Raw genomic sequence first — 18,645 nt, forward strand, 5'->3', positions numbered from 1 at the left:
CTCCGCCGCCGTTGGGTCGGGGGCACCCTCGTCCGAACCTATGGGACCAGGGTGCCCCCGACCCAGCCAGACCTCGCCACACCAGCGCCGCTGGGCCACTGCGACAACAGCCACCGCGGTACGTTTCGAATGAGGGCGTCCCTGTAGCGATCTATTCGCTACAGGGACGCCCTCATTCGAAACGTCGCTAGGACCAGCGGTCGCGGAGCTTGGGGAGGACGTCCTTCGCGAACGCCTCGAGGAAGCGCGGCTGGTCGTTGCCCGGGCCGTGGAACACGAGCTCGGTGAAGCCCAGGTCGACGTAGCGCTGGATCCGCTCGACGACCTCGTCCGGATCGTTCGACACGATGAACCGCTTCTGCGCGATCGACGGGTCCTCGTCGGCCAGCCGCTCCATCTCGACCGGGTCCTCGACGCCCTGCTTCTGCTCCGGCGTCAGTCCGAGCGCGGCCCACCAGTACGTGGCTTCCTTCGCGAACTCGAGGTCCTTGTCGTACGACACCTTGATCTCGATCTGGTGCGGCAGCTTCGCGGCGTCCTTGCCGACCTTCTCCGCACCCTCGCGCACCTTGCCGAGCACCGCTTCGTACAGCTCCGACGCCTTGCCGCTCGTCGCGATGAACCCGTCACCGATGCGGCCCGCCAACGAGCCCGCCAACGGACCCGACGCGGCGACGTAGATCGGCGCCGGCACCTCGCTGCGCTCGTAGATCGTCGCCTTTTCGGTGCGGTAGTACTGACCCTCGAACGTCACGCGCTCCTCGGTCCAGAGCTTGCGGATCAGCTCGACGGCCTCGGTCAGCCGCGCCCGGCGTTCCTTGCCGCTCGGCCACTCCGCACCCGTCGCCGGCACCTCGTTCATCGCCTCGCCGGTGCCGACGCCGAGGAAGATGCGGCCGGGAGCGAACTGCTCCAGCGTCGAGAATCCCTGCGCGACCACCGACGGGTGATAACGCAGGATCGGCGTCAGCACGCTCGTGCCCATCGTGATGCGTTGCGACGCGTACGCGAGCGCGCCGAGCCAGCTGAACACGAGCGGCGCCTGCCCGGTCGTGTGGCGCCACGGTTGGAAGTGGTCCGACACCGAGACGATGTCGTAGCCGAGTTGCTCGGCGTGCAAGCTGTAGTCGAGCAAGTCCCGCGTACCGAACTGTTCCGCGGAAGCCTTGTATCCGTACTTCACCCTCGCGCCCTTCTTCCCGGCCAACGATTCCGCTCCAGCCTACGGCGTCTTCCATGGACCTCCAGACTCGCGATCGACGCGCGAGGAATCGGTCCCTGTCGTGCGCGTGGTGCGGTGTGGCACCGTAGCTCTATGGACGTACGTCAGGCAGAGCTGCTCCGCGACGTGCTCGCGGGGTCCGGATGGGTGGAACGCACGGTCGAGTTCGCACGCGCGATGCGCGTCAACACGCGAACACCCGGCGGTCTGCTGCTCTTCGGTACGCCCACCGACGAACCGTGGCATCTCACCGCACATCTCGACGACGAGTCGCGCTTGAACGACATCCCTGAGCTCAAGCCGACGTTGGTGCGGTGGAACCCACCGCCGGACGCCGCACCGCATCTCGCGATCGGTCTCGATCGACTCGTCGAAACGCGACGCGGCGAATCCCTCGTGGTGGTTGCCGAATCGGCGTCGGTTCCGTTGCTCGAACGGGTCGACGACGTACGTCGCAAGGGTGCGAGTGTGTTCGCGCTCGACACCGGCGATCGCGAGCTCGCGTCGCTCGCGAACGAGGTGTTGGAAGTACCAACGGACGACGACGCGTTGCTCACGTTCGATGGTGCGCAACACCTCGTGAGCCTCGCCGCGGGGCAACCGATCGCGTCCGGTCGGCAAAGTTTTCGTGCACGACTCGGACGTCTCCTCGACCACATCTCGGGCCCTTCGCGTTGACGCAATGCACATCTTGAGTGATTGAGTTTCCCCTTGTTTTCTTAGTGAATTTCGCATTGTCGTACTGTCAACCCAGCCTTCCGCACGCACTCTGACGAGGTCGTTCGCGCAGGTCACGTCGACAACACGCGACAAACAAGTTTGCGTTTTGCTATTTACGTGACGCGCCGATGTTGCAAAGATCCACAGATACAACATGGTGAGGTGACTATCCTCGTCATAGCAGAACACCGACGAAAAGTCGGTTGTCCCTTCTGAGGGAGGCAGTGCGGTGCCAGCACGGAAAACGGCAACCAAGGCCGCGGCTAAGAAGTCGCCGGCCAAGCGGACCGTGGCGAAGAAGGCTGCAGCGAAGAAGACTGCGGTGAAGCGTTCGGCAGCCACGACCGCTACCAAGAAGACCGCGACCGCGAAGAGACCCGCGGCGCGTAAGGCGGCACCGGCCAAGAAGGCCACCGCCAGGAAGGCAACTGCGAAGAAGACGACAGCGAAGAAGACTGCTGCCAAGAAGGCTCCCGCCCGCAAGACCGTAGCGAAGAAGGCTCCGGCCAAGAAGACTGCGGCGCGGAAGACCACGGCACGCAAGACGACCGCCAAGAAGGCGACCGCCGCGAAGCGGACCACCGCGGCCAAGAAGACCACCGCGGCGAAGAAGACGACCGCCAAGCGGACGACTACCGCACGCAAGACCGTTGCGAAGAAGGCTCCGGCCAAGCGCGCACCGGCTAAGCGGACGACCGCGAAGCGAGCGACCACGTCCCGCGCCGCGTCCGCCACCAAGCGGACAACCACGGCAAGGGCCCGCAAGGCCTGACGTCGCACAGATCAGGGTGTCGCCACGCGAGGCAGGTGTGGCGACACCCTCGTCGCGTGTCTACTGCTGTTGCTGTCGCGGTGGTTCGACGTCGTCGTTCCACTGCGGGTCGGTGTCCCAGTTCTCGTTACGTTCGGCGACCTTCTCCAGCGCGCGTTCGGCCTCTTCGCGTGTGCGGTACGGGCCCAGCCGGTCGGCGGCCTTGCACCCATCCAACGGTTCGACCGTGTGGTGCACCAGGCAGAAGTACCACTGCTCGGTCTCATTGCTCATGTGCTCAGCCTCCTGCACGTGAGGGTTCCCAGCAAGGGCTCACGTACACTCGCAGTCATCATGGCTGCCGCACTCTCCCCCGCCGCGATCTCGCCGCGACGTAAGGTTCCCGCGCACATCCCGCGCCCGGAGTACGTCGACAAGCCAGCCCCCGCACCGTTCAACGGTACGGAGGCGAAGGACGCCGACACGATCGCACGCATGCGCATCGCCTGTCGGCTCGCCGCGCAGGCGCTGGAGGAGGTCGGGCGCGCCATCAAGCCGGGCGTGACCACCGACGAGCTCGACCAGGTGGGGCACGACTTCCTGCTCGCGCACGACGCGTACCCGTCGACACTCGGCTACCGCGGCTTTCCGAAGTCGTTGTGTACGTCGGTCAACGAGGTCATCTGTCACGGCATCCCCGACGCGCGGCCGCTCGAAGACGGCGACATCGTGAACATCGACATCACCGCATTCATCGGCGGCGTGCACGGGGACACGAATGCGACGTTCTTCGTCGGTTCTGTCGACGAGGAAAACAGCCTTCTGGTCGAACGCACCAAAGAAGCCACGTTGCGGGGCATCAAGGCCATTCGGCCCGGGCGTCAGGTCAACATCGTCGGCCGGGTCATCGAGTCCTTTGCGAAGCGCTTCGGCTATGGCGTGGTCCGCGAGTTCACCGGGCACGGGATCGGTACGTCTTTCCACTCGGGGCTGATCATTCCGCATTACGACGAGCCCCGGTTCGACACCGTGATCGAGGCCGGCATGACGTTCACCGTGGAGCCGATGTTGACGCTCGGCACGCACGAGTGGGACATGTGGGACGACGGTTGGACGGTGACGACGAAGGACCGCAGCCGGACGGCTCAGTTCGAGCACACGGTGTTGGTGACGGAGTCCGGGCCGGAGCTGCTGACCGTTGCTTAGGGGCGCTTCCAGAGCGTGACGCGGAGGCCTTCGACTGTGGTCTCCTGGACGAGGTCGAGGCCTTGGCTGCCGGAGGGTGCGCCGTTCTCCCACGTCGGTTGCAGGATCCAGAGCCTGTTGATGTCGTTGGGCAGCGGGCCGGTGAGGTCTGCCGGGCGGCACTTCGCGTCGCGTAGGTAGTACGGGATCGTCTGGATCGTGGTGACCGTGCGCTGGATGCCGTCGCCTGGTTGGCAGCCCTGCTCGATCGTGTGCGCGGCTTGGCGTACGTCGGGGCCGTGGCCGTCTACCTCGCGCATCGCTTGCAGCTGTGAGGCTGCGAGCGCGGCTGCGAGGCCGACGGGGACGACCGCGGTCCAGGACGGGAGCTTGGCTATGGCCGCACCGGCGAGGAGCGCGAGTGCCGGTACGCAGACAACGAGGTAGCGGCCGAGGAAGAGCGGGGTCAGCAGTCCGATGCCCGCAAGGATGAGCGGTGGTGCGGCGAACCAGACGGCTGTCCCGACGGTCTGGGTGCTTGCGGACATCGCGAGGGCGAGGACGGCTGTTGCCGCGAGGGCGGCGAGCAGCCAGGGTCCGCCGGCGAGCTCCGCGTACGCCTCGGCCAGGCTGGCGAACGTCGGCTTCGGGATCCAGGCGACGGTGTCGCGTTGTCCGAACGTGAAGACGGCGAGGATCGCTGGCGCTATCAGCGCCGCCGCGGTCGCTCGCACCCAGGGACGGAGTTCGTCGCGGGCTCTTACCAGGTGCGCGACGAGGATCAGCAGACCGAGCAGCTGGACGACGCCGAGGCACGCGACGACGATGGTGTACCCGATCCACCAGCGCCTGCCGCCGTCCTCGAGCGCGCGATGGAGCAGCCACCAGGCGACCACGGCGAGCGCGATGGCGAGCGCGTACGGGCGCGCCTCCTGGGCGTACCTGCTCGCTATGGGAGCGAGCGCGAAGACCAGGCCGGCGACGTACGCCGCACGGGTCCCCCAGCTGCGTCTGGCGACATCGGCGACGAACGCGGTGGCGACGGTCATCGCGAGCACCGAGGGCAGGCGCAGCCACCACTCGGCGCTCCCGAGCAGCGTCCAGACGTGCATGCCGACGTAGTAGGCGCCGAGGCCGAGGTCGCGTTCGGTGAGGAACGCGAGCAGGTCACCCAGCGGCCGGCCGGCGTCCTGCGCCGTGGCGGCCTCGTCCAGCCACAGCGCTGGAGTGCCGAGCCGCCAGCAGAACAGCGCGCACGCGAGGACCGCTGGGACCAGCACAGGCCACGCCGTGTCCCCGCGGATCCGCACCTGGGGAGCTTCCCACACCTCCCCGGCAGGCCCGCTCAGGTGGCGCGGCGTGCCCGACTCACTCTTCGCGGCTGTTGAGCTCCGCGGCGATCTGCTCGGCGTCCTGCTGGGTCATCTCCAGGCGCGGGATCCACCAGCGATTCTCGCTCAGGTCCCAGATGCCGAAGCCGTACTCCGTTTCGCGCACCGCGTACCGATCCGTCACCACTCCGCCCTCCGGATGACCGGAGGACAGCTTATCGAACATACGTTCGATTCGCCATGGCGCTTCGGCAGGCCGTCGACGCTTGAGCGTCCGACGGCGCGTGACGCGCGCCCATGGCGCGGAAACGATCTTGTTCACGTTCATGACCGCCCACCCCCGCGGTTAGACCGGACCTGACGCTGTGGATCTCTTGCGGCTTTCATGTGTGCCCCCTGGTGACTCCCCAGACACGTGTTGGCCGAACTCCCCCGTCCCTCGATTGCCGCCGAGAACTAGGGGGGCCCGACAGCAGACCGTGATGAGGCCTGCGCCGAGCGTGGCACAGATTCAACCCGGTCGCTGGCGAACTGTGAAGACGTGGCGACAGACTGTGGACAAGTTTCTTGGTTCGGTGCCCGGGCTTGTCCGATTCCGTCCCGATTCTTCGCGGGCTCAATTCGGGGCAGTGATGTCAGCATCCGGCCGAATGGTGAGACAAGCGACGTACCTCACGCCTCTCCGTCACCGCTGCCACGGTCGTCGAGGAAGAGGCTCGCGGCCTTGCCGACCCGGTAGACGAGGTGGGTGACGTCCTGTGTGTGGACCACTCGTTCGGGGGTGAGCTCTCTGCCGTGACCCGTGCTGACGCCGAGGTTGTCCAGGAGGCGTTGGCCTTCGCCGAGCAGGACGGGCGCGATGTGGAGGACGAGCTCGTCGACCTGTCCGGCGGCGATGGCCTGCTGGACCGTGGTGCCGCCGCCGGAGATCAGCACGTTCTTGCCGTTCGCCGCCTCTCTGGCCTGGGCGATCGCGCTCTCGAGGCCGTCGGTGACGTAGGTGAAGCTCGTTCCGCCCTGGCAGTGCCTCGTCTCGCGCTCGCGGTGGGTGACGACGAAGACGGGACCGTGGAACGGCGGCTCCTCGCCCCACGGCCCCTCGCCGCCGTCGGCCATGCGCCTGCCCATGACGTACGCCCCGTTCCGTGCGGTGAGCTCGGCGGCGAGGTCGGAGTTGACGCTCTGCTCACCCCCGGCGTACCCCATTCGCTCGCGCCACGACTGGGCGTTGACGACCCAGCGGGTTATGCGGAAGAACCCCAACGCCTCCGGGCTCTTCGTCCAGTCCGTCTCGTCGCTCCTGGGTCCGGCGAAGTAGCCGTCGAGGGAGATCGACATCTCTGCGGTGACCAGCGTCATTCTGGATCGCTCCTCCAGCTCCTGGCGCCCCTCGGTCAGAGCGCCTGTCACCTCGTGGTCGGAGCGGGTCACGGGACTTCTACATCCGTCAGCCGAGGTTCTTGATCTCGCCAAGGCGTCGGCGATGATGTGGACGTGGAGTACGTGTCCAGAGTGCCGCGATCGCCGCTGGACGGGCTGATCGACGACCTCTACTACCTGGAGGGTTCGCCGCCGTACGCCCGGCTGACGTTGCCGCCGGCGCCGGGGGCGCTGCTCATCGTCAACCTGGGGGCGCCGTTCCACGTCCGCGGTGGTGCCGACACCGAGACGGCCGAGTTCGCCGACGGCTGCGTGGTCACCACGCCCACCCGCGCGTGGGACTTCGGCTACCCACTCCGGACCCGGTCCGTCGGCGTGCACTTCAAGTCGTGGGGGTTAGCGCCGTTCCTGCCGATGCCCGCGGCGGAGCTGTGTGACCGGCCGGTGACGGTCGAGCAGGTGTGGGGCCGGCCCGCCACTGCCGAGCTGCAAGACCGGCTGGCCACGGCGGACGAACCGTACGAGATGCTGGCTCTGCTCGAGGATGAGCTGATGCGACGGCTTGGCGAGACTCCCGGCATGGGGCTGGTCCGCCACACGAGCAGTGTCATCGCGGCGACCAGCGGGGCGGTGGCGATCGGCGACCTGAGGGTGGCAGCCGGTGTCAGCAGTACTCAGCTGACTTTGCGGTTCAAGGAGCTCGTCGGCGTCACCCCGAAACGGCTGGCCCGCGCCCACCGCTTCGCCGCCACCATGCTCACGATCGACCCCGCCGAACCGGTCGACTGGGGCGACCTCGCCGCTCGTGCGGGCTACTTCGACCAGGCGCATTTCGGCCACGAGTTCCGCGAGTTCACCGGGCTCACGCCCACTCAGTACCTCGAAGTCCGGCGGCGGTTCCTGCGCGAGCACCCCGGCCACACACTGGACAGCTGGCCTCTGCCAGCCGATTGATTCCTTACAAGACCGACAGCCCCGACACGCTTAGTTTGGGCACTCCCAAGCAAAGGAGAGCCCCATGAGCAAAGTAGTCATGTACGCCTCGGTGTCGGTGGACGGCTTCGTCGCGGACGAGAAGGACCAGCCCGGGCCGCTGTTCGACTGGCTGACCAGCGGTGACGTCCCGTTGGACGAGAGTGGCGTGTTGAAGGTGTCGCAGGTGTCGTACGACTATGTCCGGGCGTACTGGGACCAGATCGGGGTGACCATCGCCGGCCGCCACGTCTTCGACCTGACCGACGGCTGGGACGGGAAGCCTCCGGCCGGGATCGACCACGTGGTCGTCGTGACGCACCGGCCGGCGCCCGAGGGCTGGAACTCTGAGGCGTTTCACTTCGTCGACGGCATCGAGGCAGCCGTGGCCAAGGCGCAGGAGCTCGCGGGTGACCGCCTCGTCGAGGTCGCCGCTGGCGACGTCGGTGGCCAGCTGCTCGCCGCGGGCCTCGTCGACGAGGTGCGCATGGACGTCGTACCCGTCGTGTTGGGGTCAGGCAAGCGCTTCTTCGGATCGGTCGACGCGCAGCACCTGTTGGAGGATCCTGACGTGATTCAGGGCAACCGGGTGCTTCACCTGCGCTATCAGGTGCGACGTTGACCCATCAATCTGCTGTAACCCCGGGCGGCACCTGCCGCCCGGGGTTGATGGACGAGCCGGCCTGTAAGCCGGATACAGCCCAACCGCTGGCGTCCGTAGCCCCCTGACCTGCAGAGGAGCAGTCCGGAGCGCGGGCACAACGTGGCCCTGTTCCGTTCCTGTTCCGTTCCAGGGAGGGGACACCATGAGCACCACCGCCGCACGCGAAGTCGAGACCGTCTGGTGTGAGAACGCCGCCCACGACCTCGAGCACTTCATCCGAGACGACTGCGAGCACCCGCACTTCACCGACCAGCAGACGCGCGCCCTGATGAACCGCGGCGCCCGGACCGCGCATGTCGCCGAGCTCGAAGACGTCGCGGCTCGTGCGATCGCCGCACACCAGGCCGTGGCGGACGCTGCGGACCGCCTCGCCGAGCTGCAAGCCCGGCTACCCAACGCGTCCCACTACGACACCGCGGTACAAGCCCAGTACGTCCGCGAGGCGCTCGACCGCGCGATCGCCGCGTTCCGGGGCGACGCGTGAGCCTCTCGCGCCGCGGACTGCTGGCCACCCTGACCGGTGGTTCGCTCGTGGCTGCGGGTGCCCAGCTCGCCGGGGCGAAGGCGCAACCGCGCGCTGCACGAGCCGGCGTGACGGGGCTGGATGTGTCGTCGTACGGCGCCGTGGGCGACGGCGTGACCGACGACACTGCGGCGATCCAGGCCGCGCTCGATGACGCGTCGGCCGGCACGTACCCGCGCCGGGTCAGCCTTCCGGCCGGCGTCTACCTCACGACCGCCACGCTAGTCGGATCCAGCTCGATCGAGCTGGCCGGGGAGGGCCCGGAGCGGACGGTCATCATCCCGCCGACGGCGACCACGGGTGTCCGGCTGGGCAGCCTGACGCAGAGCCAGCCGCACGGCCTGGTCGTGCGGGACTTCACGTTCCGTGGGGACGCCGCGAGCACCGCGTACCCGTTGCTGGACGTCCAGCAGTACGGGCGGAAGTGGGTGGTCGAGCGCGTCCACTTCGACAACAACTTCGGTGACCGGCCCGGCATCCGCGTCTGGTCGAGCTGGGTCGGCACGATCCGCGACTGCAACTTCTGGCGGCTCGGCGTCGAGGGCGTGGCGTCCAACCGGGCTGCGATCATCGTCAAGCCGCAGGCGCTGCCGAACGGGAACGGCCCGATCAACAACCTGGTCATCGACGGCTGCGCGTTCGAACGCGTCCAGACCGGGATCGACCTGCACGACCCGACCGAGTACGGCCAGTCGACCGCGATCTACAGCGTGGAGATCCGTAACCCGCGGTTCAAGAACACCGCCACCGACGGGCACGTCGCGAACTCGGTCGGCATCCGCAGCAACAGCAACAACGTGTTCAACGTGGTCGTGACGTCGCCCTTCTTCGAGGACTTCGCCGTGGGCATCAAGGCGCGCGGCTGGGGATGGGTCATCGACGCCCCGTTCGGCCAGTCCGCCGACAAGATCATTCACCTGGTCTCCGGTGGCGGGCACTCGATCCGCGGGCTGATCATGCAGGGCGCGGAGAACAACGAGATCGCGACCGGCGTGCACTGCGGTGCGGGCATCGCAGGTGTCTGCAGGCTCGACCAGTGGAAGTCGGTCGGCGCGGCGGGCTACCTGACGACGGCCCCGTGGGTGGACGACACGGACGGCAAGCTCGTGGCGGTGGCGGCGTGATCCTCGACCTGATCCTGAACCTGATCGACCGCGAGTCCCGGCACCGTGTGCGCGCCCGCCGCGCCGAGCGTCGCGAGGACCGCCGTCGCCGTCGCGAGTTGCGCCGCGAGCTCCGCCGCTGGATCCGAAGCAACCGCCCAACCTTAGACCGAGGAGACCCAAGATGACCGCCACCGACCGCTTCGTCGAGCTGGTCGCCACCGTACCCTGGCCGATGGCACGCGTGCTCGCGCTCCTCGCGGTCGCCGTCGCCGTGGGCGCCATGGTGCTGGTGTGGAACTACACCAGGTCCGAGATTCGGAGCCAGTCATGACGAGCAGGCATCTGGCGGTTTCGCCCGCGCGATGGCCACTGGCGTGGGATCCTACGGCCATGCGACACGCCGCCATTCCTGCCGCGCTCACCGTTGTCTCGGGGGTCGCGATCTTCGCGGGCTCCCTGTTGCCGTGGGCCACGATCGGTGAGTTCGGCGGCATGTCGGGCGTCGGCGGGTACGGGACGATCACGCTCGCCCTCGGCGCGGCCGTCGTGGCATGCGCGGTCGGTGTCTTCCTCGGATACCCCGTGCTCCGCTGGGTGGCCCTGGGATGCGCTGTACTCGCCGGCCTGGTGGCGCTCGTCACGCTGTTCCAGGTGGTGTCTGTCGCGCTCGCCGGCATCGGAGCGCCAGGCATCGGCCTGTTCGTCGTGATCGGCGGTGCCATCCTCGGAACCGTCGGGGCGGCCACCGTCCGGACGAGCGCACCTAACCTCGGCCAGCACGGTACAGCTGGTTGACCCGTCGTCGGCTGACGCCGAGCGCGACCGCGACCTCTTCCCGCGTGAGGTGGCCGGCGTCGATGATCGCCACGACCAGGCGCGCGCGGAAGTCGGTCGTGTCGAAGTAGGCCTCGCGCATACCCTCCGCGAGCGCGTGCGCCGCGAGGACGGCGGCCGCTCGGTCGCGGTCGTCGCCGATCTCGCGGACCGCGGCCTCGACTGCCTTACGAACAGCAGCGCGCGCTCGTGCGGCCGCCCCGGATGCGGTCACGCTCAGTAAACGTAGTCACGGTGCGAGAAGGACCCCTTCCCTTCCGAGACCGGCCACGCTAGGTTTCCTCGGGAAGTACCCCTTCTCACTAGACGGGGCCGGGGCTCGTTGGCGTCGGCTCCCGGCCCTGGATCGCGCGCCCCGCGACCACCCGGAGGGCCGGGGGCCGGCACCAAACCCGCCAGGAAGGCGTCATGGACCACCCCCAGAAGTCTCGCGACCCGCTGGTCGAGCTCGTGGAGAAGCGTCTGGCGAACGGCGCTGACGCGCAGAAGATCGTGGTGGAGGTGCTGCGTTCGCTCGCCGAGCAGCTGCCGGTGCACTACGGCCCAGAGGCTCAGCCGACGTACCGCCGGTTCCTGCGTCGCCGCGCCGAGCTCGTCGAGGAGGGCGCGCCTTGGGTGAAGCCGTTCCTCGCCGAGTCCTGGCAGTGGCAATAGGCGTCGTGCTCCGGTACCTCCCATACCCGGCGCCCACCCCCTAACGCCGGTCGCTTCGCCGGAGCACGACGAAAGACCCCCATCCCGCCTGGGGATGGGGGTCTTTCGTGCCAGCCGACCTCCCGACGACAGCGCGTGGCGGCCAGCGTGGTCCGGCTGGTGACCGGACGCTTCAGCTACTCGGTGGGGACCTGCTTGTTCGGCACGCGCCACACGCCGTAGATCGTGACGCCGGCAGCGACCACTACGGAGATGACGTGACCGAGCTCGTCGACACCCAGCACGTTGTCCGCGAACGCTGCGGTAAGCGCCGTCACGACGGTGCCGACCGCGCCGACAACCGCCTTCCACTTGTCGCTGATCTTCAACATGGTTCCTCCTAGGAAGGGGGGATGATCTCGTTGAGCCTCTTGTGGATGAGGTTCAGCGAGGCCGCCACCTGACCGAGCAGTTCACGCATCTCGGTCTGGTCGGCGGCGTCCTGAGCGTCGTCGCCCTTGTCGCGCTGCTTCTCGGCGTCGAGCTTCACGCCCGCGCCGACGATGTACTCGCCGAGGCTGACGCCCGCGACGCCGCCGTACGGCTTGGCGTCGAGGTCGGCAACAGCCTTGGCGATCTCCTGCACGGTGGGCATGTCGTCCTCCGGTGGCTGGTAGGTGTGCTCGGTCTTGAAGCTGAGGTGGACGTGGTCCACGTGCGGGTTGCTGCCGTCGTACTCGCGCCACGACCACGGCGGGTTCGACAGCGGCGAGGCGATCCGCTCGAACCAGATGACGTAAGTGAGGCCGAGCCGCTCGTGGTCGGCGAGGGCGCGTGCGGCAATCCAGTCGCCGACGAACTTCCGCAGCGGGCCAGGGTCGTTGACGGTGCCGCCGTCGTGCACCGTGAGGTCGACGGCCAAGCCGACGGCATGGTCGCCAGTGCCGCGGCCGGGCGCTCCCCACCAGAACCAGACCTGCCACGGGCAGTCCGTCACCAGCTCATCTGCGGCCGAACGCGCCCACGGCTTCACCGAGCCGAGGCTCGTCTTCACCAGGTCGATGCTGCCCATCACGGACCTCCAACTAGGGAGATGAGGGAGATGCCGCCGGATCCGACGGCGACCGCCGACGCGCCAACGGCGATCCAGCGGAGCGCGTTGAGCGAAGCGACCGCCTTCTCGAGTGCGACGAGGCGCGCGTCGTGCTGGCCGATGACGATGTCGAGCTTCGTCTCTACCCTCACCAGCCGGTCTCGCATCTCGGCGTCCACATCGGGCATAGGGACTTCCTCTCCTCACATTCCGATGACGACGATCATGCGTTCGCCGAACGTGCCAGTGTTGGCGGTGACCCGGTACTTCATGCGGAACGTGTTTGAGCCGGCAGTGAGCCCGGTCTCTAGGTACATCGTCGAAGCGCGGATGGCGCCGCCCGTGCTGGATGCGGTGATGAACACGGCCCGCGGGTCGTCGGCGGCGATCGTGGTGGCACCCGACACGTTGTAGGAGGCGTAGGAGTTCTGCCCGACGGTGTCGTTCTTGATGATGGACGTCACCGTCACGATCGCCTGGGTGCCGGTGGTGACCGTAACGTCCGGCCCCTGTGTGGCGAGGTCGGTGTACGTGGTGCTGGTGGTGGTCTGGTTGGTGGCGACGATCCCCCGAAAGACGGAGCGCCGGACCACCTGGTTGACGCCGCTGGTGACGATGAAGCCGGACGTGGCCACGTCCGCCTTGGCTGGCGCCGTCTCGTTCAGGTCGCCGGACAGAATGTTCTGTTGCGCCGCGGTCAGGACATTGTTAGCCGTGAAGGTCGGCGGTGTCGCCCAAGCCATCAGCGGTCCTCGATCTCGGCGGCCGCGTAAGACTCCGCGTTCCGGGCAGCGAGCTCGGCGTCGGTCAGCTCGTAATCCGGTGCGGGCTCGACGCTACGGAACAGCAGGCCGGCGGGCATGGACCTCAGCTCCTCCAGCGTCCACGGCAGGATCCCGTGCTCGACGTTCTCCATCTGCAGCCGCAGCACGGTCTCGCCTGGCAGCCAGTTCCGGGTCTCCGGCACGGGACGGTCCATCAGTACGCGCGCGATCTCCTGAGCGTTCGCCGGCCACTCGGCGCGAGCCTCGACTCCGCAACGGGAGCAGAGGAACTCCTCGTCGGTGAGGCCGCCAGGTCGGCCACCGACCGCGTGGACTCCGTAGTGCTCGGCGTTCCTGCATGGGCCACCCAGCCACTCCGGCCGCGGACAGCGGGCCACCCAGCGGCCGTGATTCGCATACACGGTCGCGACGATCTCGCTCATTCAGTGCCCCAGCCTGTTCGTGTCCAGTACGCCGTTCGTGGTCGAGTCGAGGACGAACACCTCTGACGGCTCGTCGAGCGGTTCGGGAGGGATCAACTCGCACGCCAGCTCCACCTCGTGCTGCAAGCCGACCTGGTGGATGGTGTGCTGGATCTGCTCGACGAAGAAGTGCCCGTCGACAGCGGACTCGGTGTCCAGGATCCGCACCTTGTCCGACAGGTCGCGTTGAATCGCCGGGTAGAACCGTTCCGGCTGTGTCGTCGGCGACGCCAGCACTCGGACGGTCACGGTGGGAAGGCGTTGCTTGCGCTGGTTGATCACGAGCTGGCCGATCGCCTCGGCGTCGTACTGGTTGACGAACGGAGCATCCCGGTCGTACTTGCGGGGGCCGTGCTCGTCGCGCGACGTGACGTCTTCGAGCTCCACCTTGACGGTCCGCGCCACCGGCACCGACCGAGCCCGCAGCCGCAGCCCCGATACGACCGCGTCGGCGCCACCGCCGGTGTTCGACAGGATGATCTCGATCGACTGCCCGGACGTGCGCGTCAACGAGCCATTGACGGTGACGCCGTTGAGCACCTCGAAGTCGGTGCCGGACACTGGCGCTACCGCACTATCCACAGGGTCGTCCATGACAGCGGTGAAGACGCGCTGCTGGCTACCGCCAGACGGGACGGTGAACGTCTCCTCGGTCTCCCACACCACGCCGACACCGCCCAATGGGCGTCGCTCCTCGACGTCGAACGCCACCTGGTTGACGACCTCGCCGAACCCGGCGTTGTAGCCGAACGGTGCGGAGTGCTTCGGCTCCGACGCGCCGGTGATCGCGGCCGGCGGATGGACTGTCCACAGCCGGCCGGCGCCGTCAGTGAACGCCGTAGTTCCGGCGACGTGTGCCGCGAAGAACGGCGACGCCACCGCGGTCCCGTTGATGCCTGCGCGGATCTCCGCGTAGTGCACGTTGCCGATGAACAGCTCGGTGTTGTCACCGCGCGCACCGACCTCGACAGGTGTGGTGCTGGCGAAGATCGACGTGACGCCGGCCTGCACGACCTGCGTACCGAGCGTCACCCAGTTGACGCCGTTCTCGCTTGTGTAGAAGGTGATCGTCCGGCCGCTCGCGCCGTTGTTCACGTCGAGCGCCGCACGCACCCAGTGCAGCGAGCCGTCAGCGAAGCCGGTCGGGCGGGTCGCCTGCGCCGACAGAACGGCCGTTCCGTCCGCCGACCACAGAATCTGCATGCGACCGTCGAAGTTGGACAGCCGGAACTCGTAGGAGAACTGTCCGCCGCCGGCCGCCTTGCCGACGAACGCCTGGTTCGCGGCCGGTGTCCAGTCGTCGGCGGCGACCCGCACCCGGATATCAAGGTCGGCCACGATGTCGAGCGCGGCGTTGTCCGGGGTCGAGGCGCGGCTGTTGGCGTTGCCGGTGACGCGCAGTCCGTCGGAACCGTCAACGTCGCGGAACGTCGTCTGTGACGCGATCGATGCCGCGTCGAGCAGCCGGTGGTGCCGGTCGCGGAACACCAGCCGCCCGACTGAGTCGACGGTGACGAGTGCGGGCGGCCCCTCGGCGTTGACCAATCGTTCGAGCGCGGCGTACGCGTCGGTGCCCTCTTCCCACCACCAGGGCAGGATGCTGGCACCGGCGTCGATGTCGCGCTTGTTGGCGTCCCAGCCGATGGCGTCGAGCACCTTGTGCACGGCGTCGCCGGTGCGCAGCCCGGAGAACAGCGCGGTCGACACGTCCGCCTCGCGCAGCTTCGCCAGTGGGTCGAGCGCGCCGAGCGTCACCGAGCGGTTGTTGATGTCCGGGTTGAGCTCGAAGTCCTCGAGGTGGCCACGGAACAGGACGGTCCCGATGATCGACGCCGAACCGTGGGCGGTGGTGCGCCAGAACGCGCCCGTCGAGGCGCCGTCGAAGTAGGTGCCGAGGATGGCGCCCTCCTCGACCATGACGCCGTCGATGTTCCACGAGTCGTTCAGCGCCGCGTCACTGGTGGAGTAGGCGATCGTCACCTGAGCCTTGGCGGCATCCGCCGGTGCGGTGTCAGTCTTCGACCGGCGGACGTAACCAGCAGTGTCCGCCTGTGACGTGAACACGGTGCTCGGGTTGAGCGTGATGCTGCCGTTCGCCCGAAGGAAGATCATCTTGAGGCCGGCGGTTCGCGTGCCCACGGTGTTGAGCCGCAGGTACGCGGAGACGGTGTACGCCTTGCCCGGCTTGACGGGGAACTGCAGGGTGTCGACGGTCGGCGTGCCGGCGATGTTGTTGACCACCGACTGGCAGGCCTGCCCGCCGACGAACGGGTTGTTCGCCGTCGCGGTCAGCGTCGTCCGAGTCGACGACCAACCCGTCGTGTTCAGCTCGAACGACGGGTTCGGGACCAGGTTCATCCGGTCGTTGTACGACACCCACAGCGGCCGGCCCGGCTTCACATTCCCGGCGATCGGCGACAGCGCGTTGTCCGGCGTGTAGTCGCGGGATGTGTTCAACAGCTCGAGTCCGGACATTCGGCCCGACGTCGTCGGCGTCAGCGACCGTGCCTGGTCCCGGCCGTACACCATCTGCGGCACCGCACGCTGGCCGAGCTCCCGGTCGGTGACGTCGTCGCCGGGATCCTCGAAGTAGCCGTCGTTGTCCCAGTCGATGCGGAAGTCGTAGCGGCCGACCGGTGCCACCCAAGGGCCGGGGAACGTGCCGTCGTCGTTGACGAGGATCGAGTCCATCGCGAACGTCGGCACCGTCGGCGAGCTTGTGGTCGGTCCGGGCTTGATGACGCCGACGGGACCGAACGCGCCGGCACGGGTCATCGTCTCGGTCGGGTTGACGTCGTCGCCGAGGAAGATCCGAACCTCGGCGTTCGTCGCACTGATCGACCATTCGAGCCGGTACCGTGTGCCGGCGACGAACGTGATCGTGGACTCCGCACCGACCTGCGCGTTGGCGTTGTCCCGGATCCGCAGCCGGCCTGGCCCGCTGGAGTCGATGCGCCAGCCGAACCCACCCAGGGTGGGCGCCGCGAGCATGACCGTCCACGACAGCGACGCCACGCCTGGGTGGGTCACCTCGACGCGGCCACCGCAGATGCCCGTCGCGATGTCCGAGCCGAGGATCCACTCCCCGTTCGCGGGCTCGCCTGCCTGCTGCTGGATCGACATGTACGAACCGTGCGGGCCATCCTCCGCGACGAGCACGTTACCGAGAACGTTGTCGAACGGGGTATCGCCCGGACCGCCCGTGCCTGGGCCCATCGGCCCGGACCCGACACCGGTCAGGTCCATCCGGAGGATGTCGCTCATGCGAGCCTGCCCTGCTTGCGCAGGCTGTTAAGCGCCGCAGTGAGCCAGTTCAGCAGCTCGATCTTCGAGCCGATGACGCCGTGGTTCGCAAGCTGCACGATGACCGGAGCGGGTTGGACCGGTGCGGCCATCGCCATGCCCTGCCCACCGAGACGCAGCCGTCCACCGTTCGGCACGATGAGGCCGTCCTGATCGGGGACGAACGTCTCAGGTCCACGCTCACCAACGGTGTAGGCGACCCCGGCGTCGACCGGGCCACCGTGAGCGCGGGCACGGTCAATGATCCGCTTGTTCGCGCCCGAGATCGACACGCCTACCGTGATGTTGACGCGCTCGTCGGGGATGCTGTTCAGCTGCCGCTTGGCCGAGCGGACCTGCGCGGTCAGTTGGGCGATGTTGGCCTTGATCGCCGCGCGTCGGTCCTTCGTTAGGCTCTTGTCGTTCAGCTGCTTCTTCGCGGATGCGAGCTTCTGTTCCAGGTCGGAGATCTTCGCCTTGAGCTCGACCTTGTCCTTCATGTTGCGGACGGCGCTGTTCCAGCGTGCGATGTCGTTCGACGCGCCCTCCAGCGTTACGGCGACGTCCTGCCCGAACGACTCGACCGAGCCAGCCGCTTCGAACAGCTTCCCGGCGAGACCCTTCTTCCCCATCGCGAACGCGAGCATTCCGGCCTGCGTCAACGCGCCCGCGGTGAAGCTGGTCAGTCCGCGTGCCATCCTGGCCACCGACGCCAAAGCGTCACCGGCGAAGGCGAGGAACGACTCGGCCATGCCGAGCGCGGCCGCCGCGACCTGGAACTTACCCGGGCCGGACAGCCAGGCGACGAACTTCTCCAGCGCCGGCAGCACCTTCTTCTGTGCGATGTCTGCCAGTGAGACCAGTGCCGGGGTCGCGGTGACGAGCAGGGTGTCGCCCATCTCCTTGAGTCGCGCCTTCGACTCGGTGACCTTCCGAGCCAGTGAGCCGGCGCCTTGGGCGTAGGCGTTCTGCGCATCGGTCGACTTCTGCATGACCAGGTCAAGGGTGGCCTGCGCGGAAGCCTGCTCCTCGGTGGCGAACGTAAGACCCTTCTTCTTGTTCGCCAGTATCTGCGCGTCAACCTGCGCTTGACTGATGCCGATGCCCAACCCCTGAAGGGCGTCACGCTCACCGAGCAGTGCCGCCTGCAGGATCTCCGACACCTCGGCCGTAGTGCGGGTACCGCCGGACCACTCCGACAGCGCGCCGGACAGATTCTGAATCTGCAGCGTCATGTCGGTAGCCGTCTTGCGGGTGAAGCCCATCGGCACCAGGAGGTCGGCCATACCGGCCGCGAGGCCGACGGCCTCTCTCTTCGTCAACCCCATGGCGTGGGCGTTGGCCTCGGCCCAGTCTTTCACTCGACCGATCTGGTCGCCGAAGACGATCTTCGACTTGTTCTCCATCAGCTGGATCTTCGCGGCCGCGTCGAGCAGCTGCGGGCCGAGCGCCACCACGCCCACGCCGACAGCTGCGAGGCCGAGTGCGCCCGCTTTACCGACAGAGGCCAGCCCTTTGCCGAGACCGGACGCGGCCTTGCCGATGCCGTGGAACGTCTTCGACGCGGCGTCCTTGGCGAGGATGGTGAAGGAGAGCGTGCCGTCAGCCACTGCCCGCCTCCTTCTTTCTCAACTCGTCAAGGGCTTTCAGTACGTCCCAGTAGGTGGCGATGATCCGCGGCGACTCGCGCGCGAGCGAGCCGT

General features: G+C 67.8%; 23 protein-coding genes. 10 read left to right on the forward strand and 13 right to left on the reverse strand.

Annotated features, from left to right (window positions below; genetic code table 11):
* Positions 1 to 187: 187 nt before the first annotated feature.
* A complete protein-coding gene (locus JOD67_RS27140) occupies positions 188 to 1,183 on the reverse strand; it encodes a TIGR03557 family F420-dependent LLM class oxidoreductase (protein ID WP_205120532.1) in 996 nt (331 codons plus the stop codon).
* Between the two features lie 132 nt (positions 1,184 to 1,315).
* Between JOD67_RS27140 and JOD67_RS27145 the strand changes: the two genes are divergently transcribed.
* Positions 1,316 to 1,900: a hypothetical protein gene (locus JOD67_RS27145; protein WP_205120533.1), complete on the forward strand. Its 585-nt coding sequence runs from the start codon at positions 1,316 to 1,318 to the stop codon at positions 1,898 to 1,900.
* A 271-nt stretch (positions 1,901 to 2,171) separates the two neighbouring features.
* Entirely contained in the window at positions 2,172 to 2,714 is a 543-nt protein-coding gene (locus tag JOD67_RS27150; RefSeq protein ID WP_205120534.1) for a histone H1-like repetitive region-containing protein, read from the forward strand.
* A gap of 60 nt (positions 2,715 to 2,774) precedes the next feature.
* Here the strand turns inward: JOD67_RS27150 and JOD67_RS27155 are convergent, their stop codons facing one another.
* Entirely contained in the window at positions 2,775 to 2,987 is a 213-nt protein-coding gene (locus JOD67_RS27155; RefSeq protein ID WP_205120535.1) for an SPOR domain-containing protein, read from the reverse strand.
* A gap of 60 nt (positions 2,988 to 3,047) precedes the next feature.
* On the opposite strand from JOD67_RS27155, the gene map reads away from it, so the two are divergent.
* The gene (gene map / locus JOD67_RS27160) at positions 3,048 to 3,899 is read left to right on the forward strand and encodes a type I methionyl aminopeptidase (protein ID WP_205120536.1); all 852 of its coding nucleotides are present in this window, start codon (positions 3,048 to 3,050) and stop codon (positions 3,897 to 3,899) included.
* Here the strand turns inward: map and JOD67_RS27165 are convergent.
* From JOD67_RS27165 to JOD67_RS27175, 3 genes are all read right to left on the reverse strand, one after another.
* The gene (locus JOD67_RS27165) at positions 3,896 to 5,188 is read right to left on the reverse strand and encodes a glycosyltransferase family 39 protein (RefSeq protein WP_205120537.1); all 1,293 of its coding nucleotides are present in this window, start codon (positions 5,186 to 5,188) and stop codon (positions 3,896 to 3,898) included. The two genes, map and JOD67_RS27165, sit on opposite strands and share 4 nt — an antisense overlap.
* Positions 5,189 to 5,246: 58 nt before the next feature.
* The gene (locus JOD67_RS27170; protein ID WP_205120538.1) at positions 5,247 to 5,537 is read right to left on the reverse strand and encodes a hypothetical protein; all 291 of its coding nucleotides are present in this window, start codon (positions 5,535 to 5,537) and stop codon (positions 5,247 to 5,249) included.
* A gap of 344 nt (positions 5,538 to 5,881) precedes the next feature.
* Entirely contained in the window at positions 5,882 to 6,568 is a 687-nt protein-coding gene (locus tag JOD67_RS27175; protein ID WP_205120539.1) for a dihydrofolate reductase family protein, read from the reverse strand.
* 135 nt (positions 6,569 to 6,703) lie between these two features.
* Between JOD67_RS27175 and JOD67_RS27180 the strand changes: the two genes are divergently transcribed.
* The 6 genes from JOD67_RS27180 (at position 6,704) to JOD67_RS27205 (ending at position 10,649) form a co-directional block, all read left to right on the forward strand.
* Positions 6,704 to 7,543: a helix-turn-helix domain-containing protein gene (locus JOD67_RS27180; RefSeq protein ID WP_307782568.1), complete on the forward strand. Its 840-nt coding sequence runs from the start codon at positions 6,704 to 6,706 to the stop codon at positions 7,541 to 7,543.
* Positions 7,544 to 7,607: 64 nt separating this feature from the next.
* Positions 7,608 to 8,183: a dihydrofolate reductase family protein gene (locus tag JOD67_RS27185; RefSeq protein ID WP_205120540.1), complete on the forward strand. Its 576-nt coding sequence runs from the start codon at positions 7,608 to 7,610 to the stop codon at positions 8,181 to 8,183.
* A gap of 184 nt (positions 8,184 to 8,367) precedes the next feature.
* Positions 8,368 to 8,709, forward strand: coding sequence for a hypothetical protein (locus tag JOD67_RS27190; protein ID WP_205120541.1), 342 nt, complete (start codon positions 8,368 to 8,370; stop codon positions 8,707 to 8,709).
* A complete protein-coding gene (locus JOD67_RS27195; RefSeq protein WP_205120542.1) occupies positions 8,706 to 9,872 on the forward strand; it encodes a glycosyl hydrolase family 28-related protein in 1,167 nt (388 codons plus the stop codon). Before JOD67_RS27190 ends, JOD67_RS27195 begins: the two co-directional genes overlap by 4 nt.
* Positions 9,873 to 10,035: 163 nt before the next feature.
* Positions 10,036 to 10,185, forward strand: coding sequence for a hypothetical protein (locus JOD67_RS27200; protein ID WP_205120543.1), 150 nt, complete (start codon positions 10,036 to 10,038; stop codon positions 10,183 to 10,185).
* Between the two features lie 59 nt (positions 10,186 to 10,244).
* Positions 10,245 to 10,649, forward strand: coding sequence for a hypothetical protein (locus tag JOD67_RS27205; protein ID WP_205120544.1), 405 nt, complete (start codon positions 10,245 to 10,247; stop codon positions 10,647 to 10,649).
* On the opposite strand, the gene JOD67_RS27210 is transcribed toward JOD67_RS27205, so the two are convergent.
* On the reverse strand, positions 10,618 to 10,902 hold the full coding sequence (locus JOD67_RS27210; protein ID WP_205120545.1) for a hypothetical protein: 285 nt from the start codon (positions 10,900 to 10,902) through the stop codon (positions 10,618 to 10,620). The genes JOD67_RS27205 and JOD67_RS27210 overlap by 32 nt on opposite strands.
* Positions 10,903 to 11,096: 194 nt before the next feature.
* Here JOD67_RS27210 and JOD67_RS27215 point away from each other — a divergent pair, with 194 nt between their 5' ends.
* Positions 11,097 to 11,342 (forward strand): hypothetical protein, encoded by a 246-nt coding sequence (locus JOD67_RS27215; RefSeq protein WP_205120546.1) that lies wholly within the window; start codon positions 11,097 to 11,099, stop codon positions 11,340 to 11,342.
* 176 nt (positions 11,343 to 11,518) lie between these two features.
* On the opposite strand, the gene JOD67_RS27220 is transcribed toward JOD67_RS27215, so the two are convergent.
* Genes JOD67_RS27220 through JOD67_RS27250 form a run of 7 tightly spaced genes read right to left on the reverse strand, consistent with a single transcriptional unit; the run spans position 11,519 to position 18,552 of the window.
* Positions 11,519 to 11,713, reverse strand: coding sequence for a hypothetical protein (locus JOD67_RS27220; RefSeq protein WP_205120547.1), 195 nt, complete (start codon positions 11,711 to 11,713; stop codon positions 11,519 to 11,521).
* An 8-nt stretch (positions 11,714 to 11,721) separates the two neighbouring features.
* Entirely contained in the window at positions 11,722 to 12,393 is a 672-nt protein-coding gene (locus tag JOD67_RS27225) for a VldE C-terminal domain-containing protein (RefSeq protein WP_205120548.1), read from the reverse strand.
* Positions 12,393 to 12,602 carry a hypothetical protein gene (locus JOD67_RS27230; protein ID WP_205120549.1) on the reverse strand — a complete coding sequence of 70 codons (210 nt, stop codon included), beginning with the start codon at positions 12,600 to 12,602 and terminating at the stop codon, positions 12,393 to 12,395. The genes JOD67_RS27225 and JOD67_RS27230 overlap by 1 nt, the downstream gene beginning before the upstream one ends.
* Before the next feature lie 15 nt (positions 12,603 to 12,617).
* Entirely contained in the window at positions 12,618 to 13,157 is a 540-nt protein-coding gene (locus JOD67_RS27235; RefSeq protein WP_205120550.1) for a hypothetical protein, read from the reverse strand.
* Entirely contained in the window at positions 13,157 to 13,621 is a 465-nt protein-coding gene (locus tag JOD67_RS27240; RefSeq protein ID WP_205120551.1) for a hypothetical protein, read from the reverse strand. The genes JOD67_RS27235 and JOD67_RS27240 overlap by 1 nt, the downstream gene beginning before the upstream one ends.
* Positions 13,622 to 16,924, reverse strand: a complete 3,303-nt coding sequence (locus JOD67_RS27245; RefSeq protein ID WP_205120552.1) for a carbohydrate binding domain-containing protein — start codon at positions 16,922 to 16,924, stop codon at positions 13,622 to 13,624.
* A complete protein-coding gene (locus tag JOD67_RS27250; protein WP_205120553.1) occupies positions 16,921 to 18,552 on the reverse strand; it encodes a hypothetical protein in 1,632 nt (543 codons plus the stop codon). The genes JOD67_RS27245 and JOD67_RS27250 overlap by 4 nt, the downstream gene beginning before the upstream one ends.
* Positions 18,553 to 18,645 lie beyond the last annotated feature (93 nt).

This window comes from Tenggerimyces flavus, assembly GCF_016907715.1.
In the GTDB taxonomy this organism is placed as follows: Bacteria; Actinomycetota; Actinomycetes; order Propionibacteriales; family Actinopolymorphaceae; genus Tenggerimyces; species Tenggerimyces flavus.

What these genes read in the sequence shown, in the direction of transcription:
- JOD67_RS27145 (WP_205120533.1), top strand. Translation starts at nt 1,316, where the DNA reads ATGGACGTACGTCAGGCAGAGCTGCTCCGCGACGTGCTCGCGGGGTCC.
- JOD67_RS27155 (WP_205120535.1), bottom strand. Translation starts at nt 2,987, where the DNA reads ATGAGCAATGAGACCGAGCAGTGGTACTTCTGCCTGGTGCACCACACG.
- map (WP_205120536.1), top strand. Translation starts at nt 3,048, where the DNA reads ATGGCTGCCGCACTCTCCCCCGCCGCGATCTCGCCGCGACGTAAGGTT.
- JOD67_RS27170 (WP_205120538.1), bottom strand. Translation starts at nt 5,537, where the DNA reads ATGAACGTGAACAAGATCGTTTCCGCGCCATGGGCGCGCGTCACGCGC.
- JOD67_RS27175 (WP_205120539.1), bottom strand. Translation starts at nt 6,568, where the DNA reads ATGACGCTGGTCACCGCAGAGATGTCGATCTCCCTCGACGGCTACTTC.
- JOD67_RS27185 (WP_205120540.1), top strand. Translation starts at nt 7,608, where the DNA reads ATGAGCAAAGTAGTCATGTACGCCTCGGTGTCGGTGGACGGCTTCGTC.
- JOD67_RS27190 (WP_205120541.1), top strand. Translation starts at nt 8,368, where the DNA reads ATGAGCACCACCGCCGCACGCGAAGTCGAGACCGTCTGGTGTGAGAAC.
- JOD67_RS27200 (WP_205120543.1), top strand. Translation starts at nt 10,036, where the DNA reads ATGACCGCCACCGACCGCTTCGTCGAGCTGGTCGCCACCGTACCCTGG.
- JOD67_RS27205 (WP_205120544.1), top strand. Translation starts at nt 10,245, where the DNA reads ATGCGACACGCCGCCATTCCTGCCGCGCTCACCGTTGTCTCGGGGGTC.
- JOD67_RS27215 (WP_205120546.1), top strand. Translation starts at nt 11,097, where the DNA reads ATGGACCACCCCCAGAAGTCTCGCGACCCGCTGGTCGAGCTCGTGGAG.
- JOD67_RS27220 (WP_205120547.1), bottom strand. Translation starts at nt 11,713, where the DNA reads ATGTTGAAGATCAGCGACAAGTGGAAGGCGGTTGTCGGCGCGGTCGGC.
- JOD67_RS27225 (WP_205120548.1), bottom strand. Translation starts at nt 12,393, where the DNA reads ATGGGCAGCATCGACCTGGTGAAGACGAGCCTCGGCTCGGTGAAGCCG.
- JOD67_RS27230 (WP_205120549.1), bottom strand. Translation starts at nt 12,602, where the DNA reads ATGCCCGATGTGGACGCCGAGATGCGAGACCGGCTGGTGAGGGTAGAG.
- JOD67_RS27235 (WP_205120550.1), bottom strand. Translation starts at nt 13,157, where the DNA reads ATGGCTTGGGCGACACCGCCGACCTTCACGGCTAACAATGTCCTGACC.
- JOD67_RS27240 (WP_205120551.1), bottom strand. Translation starts at nt 13,621, where the DNA reads ATGAGCGAGATCGTCGCGACCGTGTATGCGAATCACGGCCGCTGGGTG.
- JOD67_RS27245 (WP_205120552.1), bottom strand. Translation starts at nt 16,924, where the DNA reads ATGAGCGACATCCTCCGGATGGACCTGACCGGTGTCGGGTCCGGGCCG.